Raw genomic sequence first — 18,747 nt, 5'->3', positions numbered from 1 at the left:
GCAGCGGGCCTGACAGTATCACCACCATTGCAATCGTTGCACGGGAGGGGAGGACCGAGCCATGATCGCGCTTTTATTTGCGTTACTTACAGCCGTTATGGCGCTGAATTACTTTGGACGGACAAAAGCCGGAAACGTGGTTTTCTTTCTCACGCTGGCGTTGAGCGTCTATTGGCTCAAGTTTCACGCCACCAGCCAACTGACAATTCAGTTGTAGAAAGGGACGATCATGACACCTGAACTGTCCCGTACTCTGAATGCCCTAGGAATGCTGGCCGTCAGCCTTGTTCTGCTGCTGGCCTATGTCTACCAGCTCAAGCTGTACGAACTGCCCTGCCCGCTCTGCCTGTTGCAGCGAGTTGGCTTCGTCGCGGTTGGTGTTGGTCTGGGCCTGAACCTGCTTTATGGCCCGCGGCCCCAACACTATGCGATCATGCTGATTGCGGCCCTCTACGGCGGCAGCGTGTCGGTGCGGCAGATCCTTCTGCACATCGTGCCGGGAACCGGGCACTATGGCTCTCCGGTGTTGGGCCTGCACTACTATACTTGGGCTGCCATCTGCTTTTTCCTGATCCTGTTGGGCACCGCCATCATGCTGATGTTCGAGAAACAGTATGTCTCGGACACGCGCGCGGAACCACGCTTTGGCGGCAGCACATTGGCAAAGGTCGCGTTCTTCATCATGCTGGGTCTTGCGGTGCTGAACGCCGGTTCGACGCTGTTGGAATGCGGTCCGGGCATCTGCGCCGACCCGCCGACCAGCTACAAATTGATTGACGAACTGGACACCAACAACTGAGGATGGGGCAACCGTCCAGACAGGAGGCGCGACGATGGGACTACTGGGGCAGCCGCTGGGCTATTATGACTACCTGACATTCGTAGCGCTGATCCTACTGCTGGCGGCGGTCATGGCCTTGTTTCTGTTCATCATGGGCCTGCCCGGCCGCATCGCAATCAAACGGAACCACCCCCATGCCGAAGCCGTCAAACTGATGGGATGGATGGGGTTTCTGGCGATCATCCCCTGGGTGCACGCCTTTATCTGGGCCTACCATGATGGCATGACCGTGGACATCCGCCGCTTGCCCGAGGGCGAGCGCGAAGCGATCCGCAAGGAGATCGAGCGCCTTGGCGGGCAGGTCAAGGACGAGTACCGGGCCCCTGCTGCAGACGACCCACAGAAAACCTGACGCCGAAGGAAATCCACCACTATGTTCGTCGCCCTCGGCATCACACTTTTCTACATCATTTTTGTCTGGTTCATTTTCTTCAAAGCACAATGGCTCAAGTTCAACATTGTCTGGGGGATCGTGTCGTTCTGGGTCGGCGCCCATCTGCTGCTGATCTTCCTGGTCGCGCTCCGGTTCTTCCAACCCTTCTCGATCGACAGCCACGTAGTGCGGTCCACCATCCAGATCGTCCCGAAACTGACCCAACCGACCATCCTGACCGAGGTCTTGGTCGAACCCAACACGCCCATCACCAAGGGTGATCCGCTGTACCGGTTTGATGACACGGTGTTCAAGCTGGCCGTCGAGAACGCGCAGGCCCAACTGGTGGCTGCGGAGCAGAACGCCAAAATCCTTGAACAGGACGTGATCGCCTCGACCGAGGCGGTGGAGCGCGCCAATGCCCAGCTGGCTTATGCGATGACGCAGAAGGCGCGCTATGAAAACCTGGTGCCTGCCGGGGGTGCGCGTCAGGACGAGCTGGATCGCTGGAACGAACAAGTGACCGAAGATCAGGCTGCGGTCAAACAGGCTGAGGCCAATCTAAGAAAGGCGCAACTTGCGCAGGAATCACAGATCGACGGAGTGAACACCGGTATCCTTCAGGCCAAGGCGCAGCTGGCCGAAGCACAGTATTTCCTCGACAATACAACGATCTACGCTCCTGAGAACGGTATGATCGTCTCGCAACAGGCCCGTCCCGGCCTTGTGGTCGGTGATATCCGACTTGGGGCCATCGCCAGCTTCGTGACTGAGGATTCGCCCTATATCCTGGCCACATACCGCCAGCAGAACCTGAAATTCGTCGAACCCGGTCAGCCTGTCGAGGTCGCGCTGGACCTGTACCCGGGTGAAATTCTGACCGGCAGGGTCGAGGCCATCTGGTGGGCCACCCGGCAGGGGCAATACCTGCCTTCTGGCCGCCTGCCGGGGTTCGAGCTGCCCAAAATTCCCGGGCGCATCGCGGTGCAGATTTCAGTCGACGTCCCCGAAGGGCATACTTTCCCCGCTGGCGGGCACGCGGCCGTGGCCATCTATACCGGGCAAGGCACAAGCTTCGAGTTTCTGCGCCGCATCAACATCCGCCTCTATTCCTTCGCCAACTTCATCCGACCGTTGGATATCTGAGCATGACACACATGAACCCGGACCATCCGCGCAGGCCACGAAACCGCCGCCGCATGTTAGTTGGCACCGCGCTGAGCGCCGCGTTGCTGTTTGCATGCACCCCGGTCGGGCCGGATTTCGTGCGCCCCAACTCGCCGGTCGTGAAACAGTGGATGGAGGCCAACAGCCCCAGCGCCAGCCAAGCCAGCGGGCTGACATCACGCAGCGCCCCCGTGGTCAAATGGTGGCAGAGCTTCAATGATCCGACCCTGAACAAGCTGGTGGCCGAGGCCTACGCCCAGAACCTGACCCTTCAAGTCGCAGGCGCGCGCGTGTTGCAGGCCCGCGCGCAACTGGGCATCGCCTTCGGCGAGCTCTATCCGCAATCGCAGGCCGTGGGCGGCGCGTTGGAGCGGCGCCGGATCAGCGACAACCTCGGTCCCATTGCCGATATCAACCGGATCATTCCGCTGGATACCGAGTTTTCGACCTCACAGGTGGGGTTTGACGCCCAGTGGGAACTGGACGTCTGGGGCGCGCAGCGGCGCGGCGTGCAGGCGGCGCGATCGAACCTGGCGCTACAGGTCGCCAACTATGACGATGCGCTGGTGACGCTGACGGGCGATGTGGCCGCGCTGTACATCAACATCCGCGCCCTGCAGGAGTCGCTGGCCGTCGCGCGCGAGAACATCAAGCTGCAGCAGGAAGCCAACGATCTGACCCAGTTGCGGTTCAACAATGGCGTGACGACGGAATTGGATGTGCAGGAGTCCACCGCCCTGCTGAACAACACCAAGGCGCTGGTGCCGACGCTGGAAAGCGATCTGCAGCAGGCCAAGAACGCGCTGGCGGTTCTGTTGGGCACGACACCGTCGCGCATGACCGGCCTTCTGGGAACGTCCGGGCGGATCCCGTCAGCAAGATCGAACGTCGCCGTCGGCGTTCCGGCCGAACTGCTGCGCCGCCGCCCCGACGTTCGCGCTGCAGAACTGGCCGCAGCCACGCAATCGGCGCAAGTGGGCATTGCCATGGCGGACCTGTATCCGCAGTTCATCCTGTCGGGCTCGATCGGCCTGCAGGCGTCGGGCGGGCGCGACCTGTTCAGCTCGAATAGCACCACGGGTCTGGCCAGCGCCGGCGTGGTCTGGAACGTTCTGAACTATGGGCGGATCAAGAACAACGTGCGCGCGCAGGACGCCGCCTATCAGGCGCTGATCGCCAACTATCAGAACACCGTGCTGACCGCCTATTCCGAGGTCGAAAGCGCCATGGTTGCCTATGCCCAGGCGCGCAAGCAGGTGACGTTCTACCAACGCAGCGTCGACGCAGCGAGCAAGGCCGCCGACATTGCCGTCAGCCAGTATCGCGACGGCATCGCAGACTATTCCCGCGTGCTGAACACGCAGACCGCGCTTCTGCGCTCGCAAGCCAACCTGATCGAGGCGCGCCAGCAGGTGTCGTCGAATCTGGTCGCGGTCTACAAGGGTCTGGGCGGGGGCTGGCAGATCCGTCAGAATCAGGAGTTTCTGCCGGAAACCGTACTGGCCGAGATGTCCTATCGCACCGATTGGGGGGACCTGCTGCAGCAGGACCCAACACGCGCAAGTCTGAACTAGGCGCTATTTCGTTAGGCCCGTCAGGCCGCCAGAGATCAGGATGTTCACCTCGTAAAGGATGCGCGGCGCGGCCAGACCGCCTGGGCTGGCAAGATAGTTGGGGCTCCACTCCGGGTCGAACTTCTGCTTGAAGGCGCGCAGACCCTCGAAGTGATAGAACTGCTCGCCGTGCTCGTACACGAAGCCGCCGATCCGGTTCCAGAGCGAGGCGAGTTGCCGGTTCTCGATCCCGGAAAACGGCGCGGCCCCCAATGAGAACCAATGAAACCCTTGGCCGGCGCCCCAGTTCATCATCTCGGCGAACAGAGCGTCCATGACAAAGCTGGGGCAGTCGGGCTCGTACCGCATCAGATCCAGCGACAATTCCGACTTGTTGCCGCCCTGAAACAGGTTGGCAAAAGCCACGATCTTGCCTGTTTCGCCGTTCTTCAGAACCGCATGATCGAAATAGGACAAATACTGCTCGTCGAACCCGCCCAGGGCAAAACCCTTCTCCGCGCCCGCCTTGCCTTCCAGCCAGCGATCCGAGATCTGGCGCAGCTCCGGCAGGACCGGTGCAAGCTGGTCTTTGGGAATGATCTCGAAGACATATCCTTCACGCTCGGCCCGGTTCCGGGCCTGACGGAACCGCTTGCGGGATTTGCCGTCCAGCGTGAAGTCCTTCAGCGGCACCCGGGCGACTTCACCGATCTTGAGGATCGACAGCCCGAGGTCCAGAAACGTAGGCAGATACTTGGTGGACACGCTGTAAAATGCGCAGAGCTTGCCTTCGGCATCGGCCATTTCGCGCAACTGCCAGATCAGTTGCTGGCCGGCGGCCTCATCGCCGACAGGCTCGCCCTTGCTGATCAACGCGTTGCCGGAATCGGCATAGGCCAGAAAGGCGCTTTCATCCGGCGCGACCAGGAACTGCTTGTCGCCGGTCAGGCTGATCTGCGCCTCGGTCTCTTCGCTGGCCAGCGCCAGACGTTCGACCGCCGCAGGGATCTCGGTGCGCTGACGTGCGGGGATCGTGCGTCCGAACAACGAGTTCACGGCCACCACCCCGACGATGACCGCCACCACCATGCTGGAGCGTAGGAACCGCGAGGCATCGCCATTCCATGCAAACTCCCACCACAACGCATTTTCGTATTCGACATGGGAATAGGCGAACAACCCGATCCAGAAGATCACCGCCAGCGACGCGATCAGACTGACCAGCCAAGGAATGTTCAGTCGGAAGATGGAGGCGCCGCTGACCCGGTAGAAAGCCCCCCGAAACAGGGCCAACAAACCGATGGCTGCAAGCATTCCGATGGCCTCATGCGTATCCAGCCCCTTGGCCAGTGACGCAAAGAACCCGGCCAGCATCAGGATCATGGCAACGATCCATGCCCGGTACAGCTTGCGGTACAGCCCCCGCGCCACAAGCAGCAGCAGAACGCCGATGGCGCTTCCGGCCAGATGCGATGCCTCGACGAAGGACAGGGGCAGAAACTCGCGCAGGATTCCCAGCTTCGTCGAGCTGGCCGGCAAGGTGCCAGACACCAGAAGAACCACACCGGCCACTGCCGCGATACCGGCAGCCACCATCGGCACGATTGGCCGGACGGCCCGGTAAAACCAGGTGGCCGCACCGCTGATGTGATGCCGGTGTGCCAGCGCCGAAGCGACGGCGATCGACAGGCTTGCGATGGCAAATGGCAAAAACGTGTAGACAACCCGGTAAAGCAGCAACGCAGCAATCACGTCCGACCGGCCCGAGGCCCCCAGCCCGGCGATCAACGTGGCCTCGAACACACCGATTCCGCCCGGGGCGTGGCTGAGAATCCCAACTGCGATTGCGCAGATATAGATGGTGAAGAAATAGGGATAACCGACGCCCAGATCGTCGGGCATCAGAACATAAAGAGCCATCGACGCGCCGAACAGATCCCCGATTGCCGCCAGCGTCAAAAGGCTGGCCAACTTGCCTCCGGGCAGGTCAAATCCCACTCCGCCAAAGGCCAGCCGACGCCCGCCTTTTGCCAGCCATACAAACAGAACCAGCAGACCGACCAGCAGGGCAACCCCGATGACCGTTTCAAGAGTTCCACTGATCGGCAGCGCTTGGGCGATCCCGTCCGGATGAAGCGTCATCATTCCGCCGAGGATCAGGATGAGGCCCATCCAGAAAGCCACCCATGATGTGGCGATCACGCCCGCGACCCGTCCCAGATCCAACCCCAGCGACGCATAGATCCGATAGCGGATCGCCGTGCCCGTGATGTACGAAAATCCGAGGCAATTCGACACCGCATAGCCGCTGGCCCCGGCCATGGCCGCGATGCGAAGGGGGACCGTTCCCCCCGCCACGCTCTGCACGGCGAAGACGTCATAGAAGGACAGAGACAGAAAACTGAAGGCCGTCCAGAACACGGCAAGGAACATCACCCGCCAAGACGTTCCGGCAATGTCAGATTGCACGTCCGACCATTTCACATGGCTCGACAGGTCGTGCAGCACCGTCAACGCGATCAGCGTTATCACAACAGGTATCGCCAACCTGACGATCGGCTGCTCCAACAGACCGGTCACCCGGGCAATCAGGATTTCCGCCCGCGAGTTTTCGCCTGGGTCTGCTGTGCTCATATTGATTTCCCTGCCCATGGGTCTGATCAAGCCTGCGGGAAAACTCTTGCACAAATCGTTTGGTATTCAAAGCTATGCCGCGCTGGTGAATGGCGGGCGGTTCAGAAGCGGCCTTTTCGGGTGGACAGAAGCAGATTGGTCTCGGAGCGGGTCACGCCTTCGATGCGGCGGATCTGGAACAGAACCTCGTCCAGTTCGGCCAGCGTCTCGGTCCCGATCTCGGCGATCAGGTCCCATCCGCCATTGGTGGAATGCACCGCCCGCACCTGCCGCATCGCCGCGATCCGGGCCATGATGCGCTCGGTCCCGCGCCCTTCGATTTCCAGCATCATCAACCCGCGCACCGGGCTTTGCGCGACGTCCCGACGGGTCAGGACAGTAAAGCCCACAATCTCACCCGATTGCTTGAGCCGCTGCAGCCGGCTGCGCACGGTCGTCCGCGTTACACCCAGCACTTCTGCAAGCTCTGACAGGGACGCGCGAGCGTCTCGGTGAAGGGCGCTGAGCAAGCGGCTGTCCAGATCGTCCATTCCGTGTTTCCATTTTGGATTTTCAGATTTCATTTTGAGCATTTTGCTTCCTTCACGCAACCCGCATTGCACCGCTAAATGAACGTATGGATACCAAATCAGTCATTCTCGTTGGTGCCGGCATGGACGTCGGCAAGCGGCGACAGGGTTGCCGGATGGGACCCGACGCGTACCGGGTGGCCGGAATCGCCGAGGCGCTGTCAGACCTCGGGCACACGGTCACAGACTTTGGCGACACCCGCCCGGACACAGTCGACATGCCGCAACATGATCACCTCTTTGCCCTACCCGAATGCGTAGGTTGGACGCGGGCTTTGATCCGGGTCGCGCAACAGGCGGCCCAACAAGGTCTGCCGATTTTCATGGGCGGGGACCACGCCCTGTCGATGGGCACGGTCTCTGGCATGGCCGCCCATGCGCAGCAGATCGGGCGCCCGCTGTTCGTTCTATGGCTGGACGCGCACAGCGATTTCCACACACCCAACAGCACCGGCAGTGGCAACCTGCATGGCACGCCGGTCGCCTATTTCACCGGTCAGCCCGGGTTCGACGCTTTCCCCGCTTTGGATGCTCCGATACCCACGGACCGCGTCGGCATGATCGGCCTGCGCTCGGTCGATCCGGCCGAGCGCGCGGCGCTGGAGAAAGACCGCGCCATGCTGGCCGACATGCGCAGCATCGACGAACACGGCATCAAGGCCCCGCTGATGGCCTTTCTTGACCGTGTCCGCACCGCAAACGGCATTCTGCATGTCTCGCTGGACGTGGATTTCCTTGACCCCGCCATCGCGCCGGCCGTCGGCACCACCGTTCCCGGCGGCGCCACTGAACGCGAGGCGCATCTGGTTATGGAGTTGCTGCACGAAAGCGGGCTGGTCTGCTCGCTGGACCTGGTCGAACTGAACCCCTTTCTGGATGAACGCGGCCGTACCGCGAAACTGATGGTCGACCTGGCCGCCTCGCTGCTTGGGCGCCGCATCTTCGACCGCATTACCCGGAGCTTCTGATGCATTCCCTTCAGGCCCCCTCGGCCGTTGTCATGATCCGGCCACACGCCTTTGCCTCGAACCCCGAGACCCGCGACGACAATGCGTTCCAGACGCTGGCCAACCGCTCGGCCGAGGCGACCTCGGCCGCGGCCCGCGACGAGCATGACCGCGCGGTCGCCCAGCTGCGCGACGCTGGCGTGACCGTGCATGTGTTTGACGATTTCGGCGACAACGACACGCCCGACAGCGTGTTTCCGAACAACTGGTTCTCGACCCATCCGGGCGGGCATGTAGCGATCTATCCGATGTTCGTTCCCTCGCGCCGGCGCGAACGTCGGATGGATTTGATCGAGATGCTGAAACGCGACTATCGCGTACAGGACGTGATCGACTATTCCGGGCTCGAGCAGGACAACCTCGCGCTGGAGGGCACCGGTGCGATGGTGCTCGATCACGTCGGGCGCATTGCCTATACCGTCAAATCCAACCGCGCCGACCCGGTGCTGCTGGAACGGTTCTGCACCCATTTCAACTACGAGCCCATCGCCTTCGAGGCCCGCGACGCGCAAGGCCGCGATGTCTATCACACCAATGTTCTGATGGGGATCGGCACGCATTACGCCCTGATCTGTCTGGACATGATCACCGACCCCGAGCGGCGCGCGACCGTTCGGGCGCGGCTCGAGGAATCCGGCCGCACGGTGATCGACCTGACCCACGACCAGATCGCCGAATTTGCCGGTAACGCCATCGAACTGACAGGCCGCGACGGGCTGGTTCTGGCGCTGTCCAGCCGGGCTTTGGCCGCGCTGCGCCCGGATCAGATCGACATCATCCACGACAGCGCGACGCCCCTGCCGCTGTCCGTACCCACCATCGAAACCGCCGGCGGGTCGGTGCGCTGCATGATCGCAGGCATCCACCTGTCACGCCGCTAGGAGAGACCCCATGCAACCTTCCGACAAGGCGCTTGTTCCCTTCGTATCCGTCGACAACATGATGCGGCTGATCCACCACATCGGTGTCGAAAGAATGATCATCGAGATCGCCACCCAGATCGAGGACGATTTCAAACGCTGGGAGAGCTTTGACAAGACCCCGCGCATCCCGGCCCATTCCCCACATGGCGTGATCGAACTGATGCCGACCTCGGACGGTGAGGCCTATGGGTTCAAATATGTGAACGGCCACCCCAAGAACACGTCCGAAGGCCTGCAGACCGTCACCGCATTCGGCCTGCTTGCGGACGTGTACACCGGGTATCCGACCCTGTTGACCGAGATGACGATGCTGACGGCGCTGCGCACCGCGGCAACCTCGGCGCTGGTCGGCAAGTACCTGGCCCCAAAGAATGCGTCCACGATGGCGATGATCGGCAATGGCGCGCAGTCCGAGTTCCAGTGCCTGGCCTTCAAGGCCATGTGTGGAATTGACACCGTTCGCCTTTATGACATCGATCCCGCCGCCACCGCGAAATGCGCGGCCAACCTGCAAGGGACCGGCTTGAACGTGGTTTCGTGCCGCTCGGCCGAAGAGGCGATCGAGGGCGCGCAGATCATCACCACCTGCACCGCCGACAAGAAATATGCCACCATCCTGACCGACAACATGGTCGGCCCGGGCGTGCACATCAACGCGATCGGAGGCGACTGCCCCGGCAAGACCGAATTGCATCGCGACATTCTTCTGCGGTCCGACATTTTCGTGGAATACCCCGAGCAGACCCGGATCGAAGGTGAAATCCAGGCGCTGGACCCCGACCACCCAGTCACCGAGATGTGGCAGGTCATCACCGGTCAGGCCGAAGGTCGCCGTGACGACCGGCAGATCACTCTGTTTGACAGCGTCGGTTTCGCGATCGAGGACTTCTCGGCCCTGCGCTACGTCAAGCGCGCGATCGAGGGAACCGAGTTCTTTGAGCCCCTGGACATGCTGGCCGACCCGGACGATCCGCGCGACCTGTTTGGCATGCTCATGCGGGCCAGGTGAGCCGTTTCGCCCGATTTAGACGTTAGGCCGGATGGGGGAGCTGCCCCCGTTCAGTCTTTGCGACACTGAGGTATTGGGTCTACTGCGGCACCGAGACTTCGTGCCGCCCGAATTTTCTATGCGCGCGGCAGAGCCATGCATCACAGTCCGTGCCTGGATTGCCCGAAACCTCAGCCGGCAAGCGATGGCAGATACAGAACGATCGCCGGAAACGCGACCAGCAGCGCAATCGTCACCGCATCAGCGACGAAGAACGGGGCCACGCCCTTGAACACGTCCTGAACGCTCAGGTCCGGGCGTACGCCTGCCACCACGAAGCAGTTCAGGCCGATTGGCGGCGTGATCAGACAGAACTCGGCCATCTTGACCACCAGAATACCAAACCAGATCGCGCACATGGGGCCGGACATGCCGAATGTGCTGTCGGCCGCGCTTACCGCCTCGCCCCCGTTCAGGGCCATGACGGCAGGATAGACCACCGGCAGAGTCAGCAGCAGCATCCCGATTGCATCCATGAACATGCCAAGCACGGCATAGGCCAACAGGATACAGATCAGGATCAGCATGGGTGACATATGGAGGGAAGTGATCCAATCCGAGAACGCCCCAGGCAGGTCGGCGAAGCCCAGAAAGCGCACGTAGATCAAGACACCCCAGATGATCGAGAAGATCATCGCCGTCAGCTTGGCGGTTTCCAGCAACGCCGACTTCAGCTCGGTCCAGCGCATGCCGTGAAACAGCGCAAAGCAGAATACGATGAATGCACCGATTGCGCCGCCCTCAGTCGGCGTTCCCCACGCCTTGTCACCGAATGGGTTGTAGACAAAACAGATGATGATCAGGATTACCGCGAAGATCGGCAGCGCGCCGGGCAACGCAGCAAAGCGCTGTTTCCAGGTAAAGCCCCGCACCGGCGGACCCACGTTTTTGAAGAAAACCGCGATACCGATGATCAGCAATCCGTAGATCACCGCTGAAAACGCACCTGGGATGAACCCGGCGAGCAGCAGTTTGCCCACGTCCTGCTCAACGATGATCGCATAGATCACAAGGATCGCGGAAGGTGGGATCAGCGACGCCAAAGTACCACCTGCGGCCACGACGCCTGCGGCAAACCTTTTATTGTAGCCGACGTCCAGCATCTCGGGGATGGCAATGCGGGCAAAGACCGCCGACGTCGCCACCGACGCGCCTGACACGGCTGCAAAGCCGGCCGTCGCGAAAACCGTGGACACTGCCAAACCGCCCGGCACCCAGGCGACCCAGCGCTTGGCCGCTTCGAACAAAGCCCGGGTCAAACCCGCGTAATAGGCCAAGTATCCGATCAGGATGAAAGTTGGAATCAGGCTGAGCGTGTGCGAGGCCACTTTGGAATGCGGCACCTGCCCCGCCGTCTTGACGGCAACGGTCAAAGCCTTGCCAAACCGATCCGGGTCATATCCGAACTTGGCCCAGAATATCCAGACCAGCCCCACCAACCCTGCGAGGCCTGCGGCAAACGCAACGCGCATGCCCGCGACGACAAGAACCAGCAGGCCGCCCGTGACCCACAGGCCGATTTCAATCGTGTCCATTTGTCAGTCCTGCCTCTCAAACTGCTCGGCTTCGGCCGCGGCCTGCGCGGCGGCGTCCTGGATCAGCGGCACCGCAACCGGAGATTCCAGCCCCAACAGGAACGCCCGACCATACCCCCAGATCTGGAGACACAACCGCAGACACAAAACGGAGAAGGCAACTGGCGCCAACAGCTTGGCGGGCCAGATCGGAATACCGATGTCGATCGAGCTGTCACGGCTCCACATCGGTGCGCCAAAATCAAACGATCGATCGAAATGGGACCAGCTGCCCCAGACCAACGCCAACATCAGGACAAGGATCAACACGACCGAAATCAGCTCGAACAACCACATTGCGCGCCCGTGCAGACGTGCAATCACAATGTCCATGCGGATGTGCCCGCCGTCCCGCTGAACGTAGGAAATGCCAAGAAACGCGATCAGAGGCATGGCCTGCTCGATCCAGTCGACATAGCCCGGCAATGGGGCGTTGATCGCGTTGCGTCCGCTGACGGACACAACAGCCAACACCATCAAACCGAAAACGGCGATGCCACTGAGAAGGGCCAGAAATCGTTCAAATCGCAGCAATTGCCGGTCGAGACGGCTCAGGAGGCTGCCGTCCTCCAATACCGTGGCGTGTCCTGCCATCCGGTTGTCCCCTGTTCCAGATGATTCCGGGGGCGTTTCAGCCCCCGGCTGTTTTTTATCAGTTGCCGCCGCGCTGCTGCTTCAGCGTTGCCTGCACCAGGTCATAAAGATCCTGCGCCGGCAGGCCTTGGGCGGACATGTCGGCAATCCACTGGTCGCGGATCGGGTCGGCCGCCTTGGCGCGGAACTCGTCCAGAACGGAGTCATCGATCATCACTTTCTGAACGCCCTTTTCTTCGAGCACGCCATCCCACTTTTTCAGCAGCTCACCGTAATTGGTCAGGTAGTGGTCAATCGCCTCGTCGATCGAGCTGTCCAGCGCCTCACGGTGCTCGGGCGGCAGTGCTTCATAGGCGTCGATGTTCACGACCACCGGGCAGTTCACCGTGCCGGGGTTCAGGTTCGCGGTCCACCAGTCGGCCTCATTGATGGTGCCGAACGACAGGTGTGCGTGCTGAGCAAATGCGACGGTGTCCACAACACCGGACTGCATCGCATTATAGGCTTCGGTCGCCGGAACCGATGTCGGAACGGCACCAACGGCCTCAAACGCCTGACCAAGGCCCCCGGTCGCACGAACGCGCATACCTTCAAACTCTGCCAGTTCGTCACGCGGCTCGCCTGTCCCGACCAGATTGTACTGCGGCATCGGCGAGGTCATGAGGATCCGAGCGTTCCACTGAGCCATCTCTTCCTTGACCGCAGGGTGATCGTAGACCGCGTGGCTGACGGCCACTTCCTCATCCAGTGTGTTCACACCCAGGAACGGCAGTTCCAGGACGGTGATCGCGCGGTTCTTGTCGCGATGGTAACCAGCACAGAACTGGGCCATCTCGAAGGCGCCGATTTCGATGCCGTCCAGGTTTTCCTTGGGCTTGGAAAGGCCGCCATAGCTGACGTTGATGGTGAACGCGCCATCGGTTTTCTCGCTGACCAGTTCGGCCAGTTTCTCAACATGTTCGGTGAAGGCGCGGCGCTTGCCCCAGACCGAGGCATTCCACTCGGTCGCAGCCGCCTCGGTGACAAAAGCAACGCCAAGGGCGGCGATGGCCGCTCCGCTCAACATCTTGTTCATAATGATCTCTCCCATTGGTGCACCCCCTCCCGGGGCGCTTGCGAGTCAAGCTAGCGCCAACATCGACACGTGCCAAGCCCCGCCGCCCGAATGGTGCACCCGTGAAAGCGTTGATTTCTGCACGGCCCAGAAAGCCCCGCCGACACGTTCGACCCACAGGAGAAAAGGTGTCACACTGGGCCGTTAACAACTCCATAATCTGTAAATAATTGTTTTTTATCATGTTATCGCAAACTCAACTCGGTCGAATTTACAAAATGGCTCGAGAAACGGAAACTTGTTTACAAACAAATCCAAGGATTACGGCAATTTATTTCTTTCTTTTCTCGAAGGCGTATTATCCCGACCGGGGAGGAAACGGATCGACAATGCCAATCAATTGGGCAAACTCGGTCCACCCGAAGTCCAGTCAGAGGGAGGAGCCTCAGAATGACCACCGCTGCCCAGGCAGAAGCCAAGGTATTTCCGCCATCCGCAGAAACCGTCGCTCGCGCTCATGTCGATGCCGAAAAATACACCCAGATGTACGAGGCATCTGTCAACGACCCCGTGAAATTCTGGGGTGAGCATGGCAAGCGGATCGACTGGATCAAGCCCTACACCCAGGTCAAGGACGTCAACTACGATTTCGGCTCGGTCAAGATCAACTGGTATGCCGACGGCACGCTGAACGTCTCGGCCAACTGTCTGGACCGTCACCTGAAGACCCGCGGCGATCAGACCGCGATCATCTGGGAACCGGATGATCCGAACGACGAAGCCCAGCACATCACCTATGCCGAGCTGCACCGCCGCACCTGCCGCATGGCGAACATTCTGGAATCGATGGGCGTGCGCAAAGGCGACCGGGTCGTCATCTATCTGCCGATGATCCCCGAGGCCGCCTATGCCATGCTCGCCTGCGCCCGCATTGGCGCGATCCACTCGATCGTGTTTGCCGGCTTCTCGCCCGACGCGCTGGCCGCTCGGGTCAACGGTTGTGACGCCAAGGTCATCATCACCGCCGACGAGGCCCCGCGCGGCGGCCGCAAGACTCCGCTGAAATCGAACGCCGACGCCGCCCTGCTGCACTGCAAGGACACGGTAAAGTGTCTGGTGGTCAAGCGCACCGGTGGCCAGACGACCTGGATCGACGGGCGCGACTTCGACTACAACGAAATGGCGCTGGAGGCCGACGATTATTGTGCGCCGGCCGAGATGAACGCCGAAGATCCGCTGTTCATCCTTTACACCTCGGGCTCGACCGGACAGCCGAAAGGCGTGGTGCACACCACCGGCGGCTACCTGGTTTATGCCGCGATGACCCACGAAATTACCTTCGACTATCATGACGGCGACATCTACTGGTGTACGGCGGACGTGGGCTGGGTCACCGGCCACAGCTATATCGTCTATGGCCCGCTGGCCAATGGCGCGACCACACTGATGTTCGAAGGCGTGCCGACCTATCCCGACGCCTCGCGGTTCTGGCAGGTTTGCGAGAAGCACAAGGTCAACCAGTTCTACACGGCACCGACCGCGATCCGCGCGCTTATGGGTCAGGGCAACGAGTTCGTAGAAAAATGCGACCTGAGTTCCCTGAAAACACTCGGCACGGTGGGCGAACCCATCAACCCCGAAGCCTGGAACTGGTACAATGACGTGGTCGGCAAGGGCAAATGCCCGATCGTTGACACCTGGTGGCAGACCGAGACCGGTGGCCACATGATGACCCCCCTGCCCGGCGCGCATGCGACCAAGCCCGGCTCGGCGATGAAGCCCTTCTTTGGCGTTCAACCCGTCGTGCTGGATCCGCAGTCGGGTGTCGAGATTACCGGAAACGGAGTCGAAGGCGTGCTGTGCATCAAGGACAGCTGGCCGGGCCAAATGCGTACCGTCTGGGGCGACCATGAGCGGTTCGAGAAGACCTATTTCTCGGACTACAAGGGGTATTACTTCACCGGTGACGGCTGCCGCCGCGACGAAGATGGCGATTACTGGATCACGGGCCGCGTCGATGATGTCATCAACGTCTCGGGCCACCGCATGGGCACCGCCGAAGTCGAAAGCGCGCTGGTGGCTCACGCCGCCGTCGCCGAAGCGGCCGTCGTTGGTTATCCCCATGAAATCAAGGGCCAAGGCATCTATTGCTACGTCACTCTGATGAATGACCGAGAGCCCTCGGATGAATTGCTGAAAGAGCTGCGCACATGGGTCCGGACAGAAATCGGACCGATCGCCAGCCCCGACGTGATCCAGTGGGCTCCGGGCCTGCCCAAGACCCGGTCGGGCAAGATCATGCGCCGCATTCTGCGCAAGATCGCCGAGAACGACTTCGGCTCGCTGGGCGATACCTCGACCCTGGCCGACCCGTCCGTCGTCGAAGATCTGATCGCCAACCGGGCCAACAAGTGAGGGCGTGATGCAGGCTGAAACAATCACAAAACCCGCTGTCCTGATCCTTCTCGGCCCTCCGGGTGCCGGGAAGGGCACACAGGCGCGAATGCTGGAACAGAAATTCGGCCTGGTGCAGCTCAGCACGGGCGACCTGCTGCGCGCAGCGGTTGCTGCCGGAACCGAGGCCGGAAAGGCCGCGAAAGCAGTGATGGAAGCCGGCGACCTGGTCAGCGACGACATCGTCATCGCAATCCTGCGCGATCGCATTGCCGAGCCCGATTGCGCGCGCGGTGTCATCCTGGATGGGTTTCCCCGCACCACGGTTCAGGCCGAAGCGTTGGACAAGCTGCTGGCCGAAAACGGACAGAAGGTGAATGCGGCCATCAGCCTCGAGGTCGAGGACGCCGAGATGGTCACCCGGATCGCCGGACGCTACACCTGCGCAATGTGCGGTGAAGGCTACCACGATCAGTACAAGCAGCCGAAGGTGGACGGTGTTTGTGACAAGTGCGGCAGCACCGAATTCAGCCGCCGCGCCGATGACAATGCCGAAACCGTGGCGTCCCGGCTGGAGGCCTATCACGAACAAACCGCGCCTTTGATCGACTACTACAAGGATCGCGGCGTACTCAGAAAACTGGATGCCATGGGGCAGATCGATCAGATCGCCCGTGGCCTGGAAAGCATCGTGGGCGACGCGATGCGGTAAGGGGAAGAGGACTCCCCAAAGCGGGCACTGACCCCGACACGAGTTTCTTCAACGGAACCGCTCTGGCGGACCGGAGAAGCTTTGCCTGGCGCCATCGCGGCGCTCGGCGCAATCGAATGGCGGCCCTACGCCGGAGGACAAATGCACCGGGCCGCCCTGGAGGAACCAAGGAGGAAACCGCAATGGCGGATAATTCAACAAACTCCGCGCAGACTGCCGAGTCCGACAAAGGCTATTGGCAGGCAAACCTGCGTCTCATCTACATCAGCCTCATCATCTGGGCGCTGGTGTCTTTCGGGTTCGGCATTCTGCTGCGCCCGTTGCTGTCGGGCATCGCCGTCGGCGGCACCGACCTGGGCTTCTGGTTCGCGCAACAGGGATCGATCCTGGTCTTTCTGGCGCTGATCTTCTTCTACGCCTGGCGCATGAACAAACTGGATGCCGAATACGGCGTCGAAGAAGAATAAGGGAGCCAGGGGACAATGGATCAGTTTACCATCAACCTGCTGTTTGTGGGCGCGTCCTTTGCGCTCTACATCGGCATCGCGATCTGGGCCCGCGCGGGGTCCACGTCGGAATTCTACGCCGCCGGTCGCGGCATTCACCCGGTCACCAACGGTATGGCGACAGCGGCTGACTGGATGTCGGCGGCCTCGTTCATCTCGATGGCGGGCCTTATTGCCTTTACCGGCTATGACAACAGCTCGTTCCTGATGGGCTGGACCGGCGGCTACGTGCTGCTGGCGCTTCTGCTTGCGCCCTATCTGCGCAAGTTCGGCAAGTTCACCGTGTCCGAATTCATCGGCGATCGCTTCTACAGCCAGACCGCGCGCGTCGTGGCGGTGATCTGTCTGATCGTGGCCTCGGTCACCTACGTGATCGGCCAGATGACCGGCGTGGGCGTGGCCTTTGGCCGCTTTCTGGAAGTGTCGAACACCACCGGTCTGCTGATCGGCGCGGGCGTCGTGTTCGCCTATGCGGTGTTCGGCGGCATGAAGGGCGTGACCTATACCCAGGTCGCTCAGTACTGCGTGCTGATCACCGCCTACACCATTCCGGCGATCTTCATCTCGCTGCAGCTGACCGGCAACCCGATCCCGGCCCTGGGCCTGTTCGGCGACACCGCCGGTGGCGAGCCGCTGCTGACCAAGCTGGACGCCATCGTGGCCGAGCTGGGCTTTGCGGAATACACCGCTCATCATTCGAACACGCTGAACATGGTTCTGTTCACCCTGTCGCTGATGATCGGCACCGCCGGCCTGCCGCACGTCATCATGCGCTTCTTCACCGTTCCCAAAGTGTCGGACGCCCGCTGGTCGGCCGGTTGGGCGCTGGTGTTCATCGCGCTGTTGTACCTGACGGCCCCCGCGGTTGGCGCCATGGCTCGTCTGAACATCACCGACATGATGTGGCCGAACGGCGGCATCGAAGGCGGCGCTGTATCGCTGGAGCAGATCGACAACGATGCCCGTTATGACTGGATGGCCACCTGGCAGAAAACCGGCCTGCTGGACTGGGAAGACAAGAACGGCGACGGCAAGATCCAGTACTACAACGACAAGAATGCCGACATGCAGGCGCTTGCCGAAGAAAAGGGCTGGGTCGGCAACGAGTTGACCAAGTTCAACCGCGACATCCTGGTTCTGGCCAACCCCGAAATCGCCAACCTGCCGGGTTGGGTGATCGGTCTGGTCGCGGCCGGCGGTCTTGCGGCTGCGCTGTCGACGGCTGCGGGCCTGCTGCTGGCGATTTCGTCGGCCGTGTCGCACGACCTGATCAAGGGCTCGATCAACCCGAGCATCTCGGAAAAGGGTGAGCTTCTGGCGGCGCGGATCGCAATGGCCGTGGCCATCGTGGTTGCCACCTATCTGGGCCTCAACCCTCCGGGCTTTGCGGCGCAAACCGTGGCGTTGGCCTTCGGTCTGGCGGCGGCCTCGATCTTCCCGGCGCTGATGATGGGGATCTTCTCGACCCGCATCAACAACACCGGCGCGGTCGCGGGCATGCTGGCTGGTCTGACCGTCACCCTGGTCTACATCTTCCTGCACAAGGGCTGGCTGTTCATTCCGGGCACCAACTCGTTCACCGATGCAGACCCGCTGCTGGGTCCGATCAAATCGACCTCGTTCGGTGCGATCGGCGCCATGGTCAACTTCGGCGTCGCCTATGTGGTGGCCGGCATGACCAAGGAAACCCCGCAGGAGATCAAGGATCTGGTCGAAAGCGTGCGCATTCCCCGTGGTGCGGGCGCGGCTCAGGACCACTGAGCCGGATGCGGTCCGCGATGATGCATCACGGGCCGTT

17 protein-coding genes are annotated in these 18,747 nt (G+C 61.4%); 12 read left to right on the top strand and 5 right to left on the bottom strand.

All coding sequences use genetic code 11. The annotated features are described in order from the left end of the window. Window positions 1-61: 61 nt before the first annotated feature. Genes ACR3EK_RS06335 through ACR3EK_RS06315 form a run of 5 tightly spaced genes read left to right on the top strand, consistent with a single transcriptional unit; the run spans window position 62 to window position 3,955 of the window. Window positions 62-217 (top strand): DUF5993 family protein, encoded by a 156-nt coding sequence (locus tag ACR3EK_RS06335; protein WP_170339565.1) that lies wholly within the window; start codon window positions 62-64, stop codon window positions 215-217. A gap of 12 nt (window positions 218-229) precedes the next feature. Further along, window positions 230-799, top strand: coding sequence for a disulfide bond formation protein B (locus ACR3EK_RS06330; RefSeq protein WP_170339003.1), 570 nt, complete (start codon window positions 230-232; stop codon window positions 797-799). A gap of 34 nt (window positions 800-833) precedes the next feature. Beyond that, a complete protein-coding gene (locus ACR3EK_RS06325; RefSeq protein ID WP_093961840.1) occupies window positions 834-1,193 on the top strand; it encodes a DUF3302 domain-containing protein in 360 nt (119 codons plus the stop codon). Between the two features lie 21 nt (window positions 1,194-1,214). Then, complete coding sequence (locus ACR3EK_RS06320) at window positions 1,215-2,360, top strand: HlyD family secretion protein (protein WP_170439525.1); 1,146 nt, start codon at window positions 1,215-1,217, stop codon at window positions 2,358-2,360. 2 nt (window positions 2,361-2,362) lie between these two features. Beyond that, window positions 2,363-3,955 carry an efflux transporter outer membrane subunit gene (locus tag ACR3EK_RS06315; protein WP_480632961.1) on the top strand — a complete coding sequence of 531 codons (1,593 nt, stop codon included), beginning with the start codon at window positions 2,363-2,365 and terminating at the stop codon, window positions 3,953-3,955. Between the two features lie 3 nt (window positions 3,956-3,958). On the opposite strand, the gene mprF is transcribed toward ACR3EK_RS06315, so the two are convergent. Both mprF and ACR3EK_RS06305 read right to left on the bottom strand, forming a co-directional pair. After that, a complete protein-coding gene (gene mprF / locus ACR3EK_RS06310) occupies window positions 3,959-6,568 on the bottom strand; it encodes a bifunctional lysylphosphatidylglycerol flippase/synthetase MprF (RefSeq protein ID WP_480632960.1) in 2,610 nt (869 codons plus the stop codon). A 101-nt stretch (window positions 6,569-6,669) separates the two neighbouring features. Beyond that, on the bottom strand, window positions 6,670-7,098 hold the full coding sequence (locus tag ACR3EK_RS06305) for an Lrp/AsnC family transcriptional regulator (protein WP_093961837.1): 429 nt from the start codon (window positions 7,096-7,098) through the stop codon (window positions 6,670-6,672). 86 nt (window positions 7,099-7,184) lie between these two features. Here ACR3EK_RS06305 and rocF point away from each other — a divergent pair, with 86 nt between their 5' ends. The 3 genes from rocF to ACR3EK_RS06290 are packed head-to-tail and all read left to right on the top strand — an operon-like array spanning window position 7,185 to window position 10,076. Further along, the gene (gene rocF / locus ACR3EK_RS06300) at window positions 7,185-8,105 is read left to right on the top strand and encodes an arginase (RefSeq protein ID WP_170389802.1); all 921 of its coding nucleotides are present in this window, start codon (window positions 7,185-7,187) and stop codon (window positions 8,103-8,105) included. Next, complete coding sequence (gene ctlX / locus ACR3EK_RS06295) at window positions 8,105-9,025, top strand: citrulline utilization hydrolase CtlX (protein WP_170389801.1); 921 nt, start codon at window positions 8,105-8,107, stop codon at window positions 9,023-9,025. Before rocF ends, ctlX begins: the two co-directional genes overlap by 1 nt. 10 nt (window positions 9,026-9,035) lie before the next feature. After that, entirely contained in the window at window positions 9,036-10,076 is a 1,041-nt protein-coding gene (locus ACR3EK_RS06290; protein WP_480632959.1) for an ornithine cyclodeaminase, read from the top strand. 170 nt (window positions 10,077-10,246) lie between these two features. Here the strand turns inward: ACR3EK_RS06290 and ACR3EK_RS06285 are convergent, their stop codons facing one another. The 3 genes from ACR3EK_RS06285 to ACR3EK_RS06275 are packed head-to-tail and all read right to left on the bottom strand — an operon-like array spanning window position 10,247 to window position 13,358. After that, complete coding sequence (locus ACR3EK_RS06285; RefSeq protein ID WP_170339016.1) at window positions 10,247-11,650, bottom strand: TRAP transporter large permease; 1,404 nt, start codon at window positions 11,648-11,650, stop codon at window positions 10,247-10,249. Between the two features lie 3 nt (window positions 11,651-11,653). Then, window positions 11,654-12,283 (bottom strand): TRAP transporter small permease subunit, encoded by a 630-nt coding sequence (locus ACR3EK_RS06280; protein WP_170439536.1) that lies wholly within the window; start codon window positions 12,281-12,283, stop codon window positions 11,654-11,656. A gap of 58 nt (window positions 12,284-12,341) precedes the next feature. Next, window positions 12,342-13,358, bottom strand: a complete 1,017-nt coding sequence (locus ACR3EK_RS06275) for a C4-dicarboxylate TRAP transporter substrate-binding protein (RefSeq protein ID WP_170340073.1) — start codon at window positions 13,356-13,358, stop codon at window positions 12,342-12,344. A 429-nt stretch (window positions 13,359-13,787) separates the two neighbouring features. On the opposite strand from ACR3EK_RS06275, the gene acs reads away from it, so the two are divergent. From acs to ACR3EK_RS06255, 4 genes are all read left to right on the top strand, one after another. Next, window positions 13,788-15,752, top strand: coding sequence for an acetate--CoA ligase (gene acs, locus ACR3EK_RS06270; RefSeq protein WP_170371414.1), 1,965 nt, complete (start codon window positions 13,788-13,790; stop codon window positions 15,750-15,752). Window positions 15,753-15,759: 7 nt separating this feature from the next. Further along, a complete protein-coding gene (locus ACR3EK_RS06265; protein ID WP_170339585.1) occupies window positions 15,760-16,443 on the top strand; it encodes an adenylate kinase in 684 nt (227 codons plus the stop codon). Between the two features lie 182 nt (window positions 16,444-16,625). Next, window positions 16,626-16,910 (top strand): DUF4212 domain-containing protein, encoded by a 285-nt coding sequence (locus ACR3EK_RS06260; protein ID WP_093962930.1) that lies wholly within the window; start codon window positions 16,626-16,628, stop codon window positions 16,908-16,910. A gap of 15 nt (window positions 16,911-16,925) precedes the next feature. Next, the gene (locus tag ACR3EK_RS06255) at window positions 16,926-18,710 is read left to right on the top strand and encodes a sodium:solute symporter family protein (protein WP_170357571.1); all 1,785 of its coding nucleotides are present in this window, start codon (window positions 16,926-16,928) and stop codon (window positions 18,708-18,710) included. Window positions 18,711-18,747: the final 37 nt, after the last annotated feature.

The organism is Ruegeria sp. BC8 (assembly GCF_056535705.1).
This window is presented reverse-complemented; position numbering and strand designations above follow the sequence as displayed.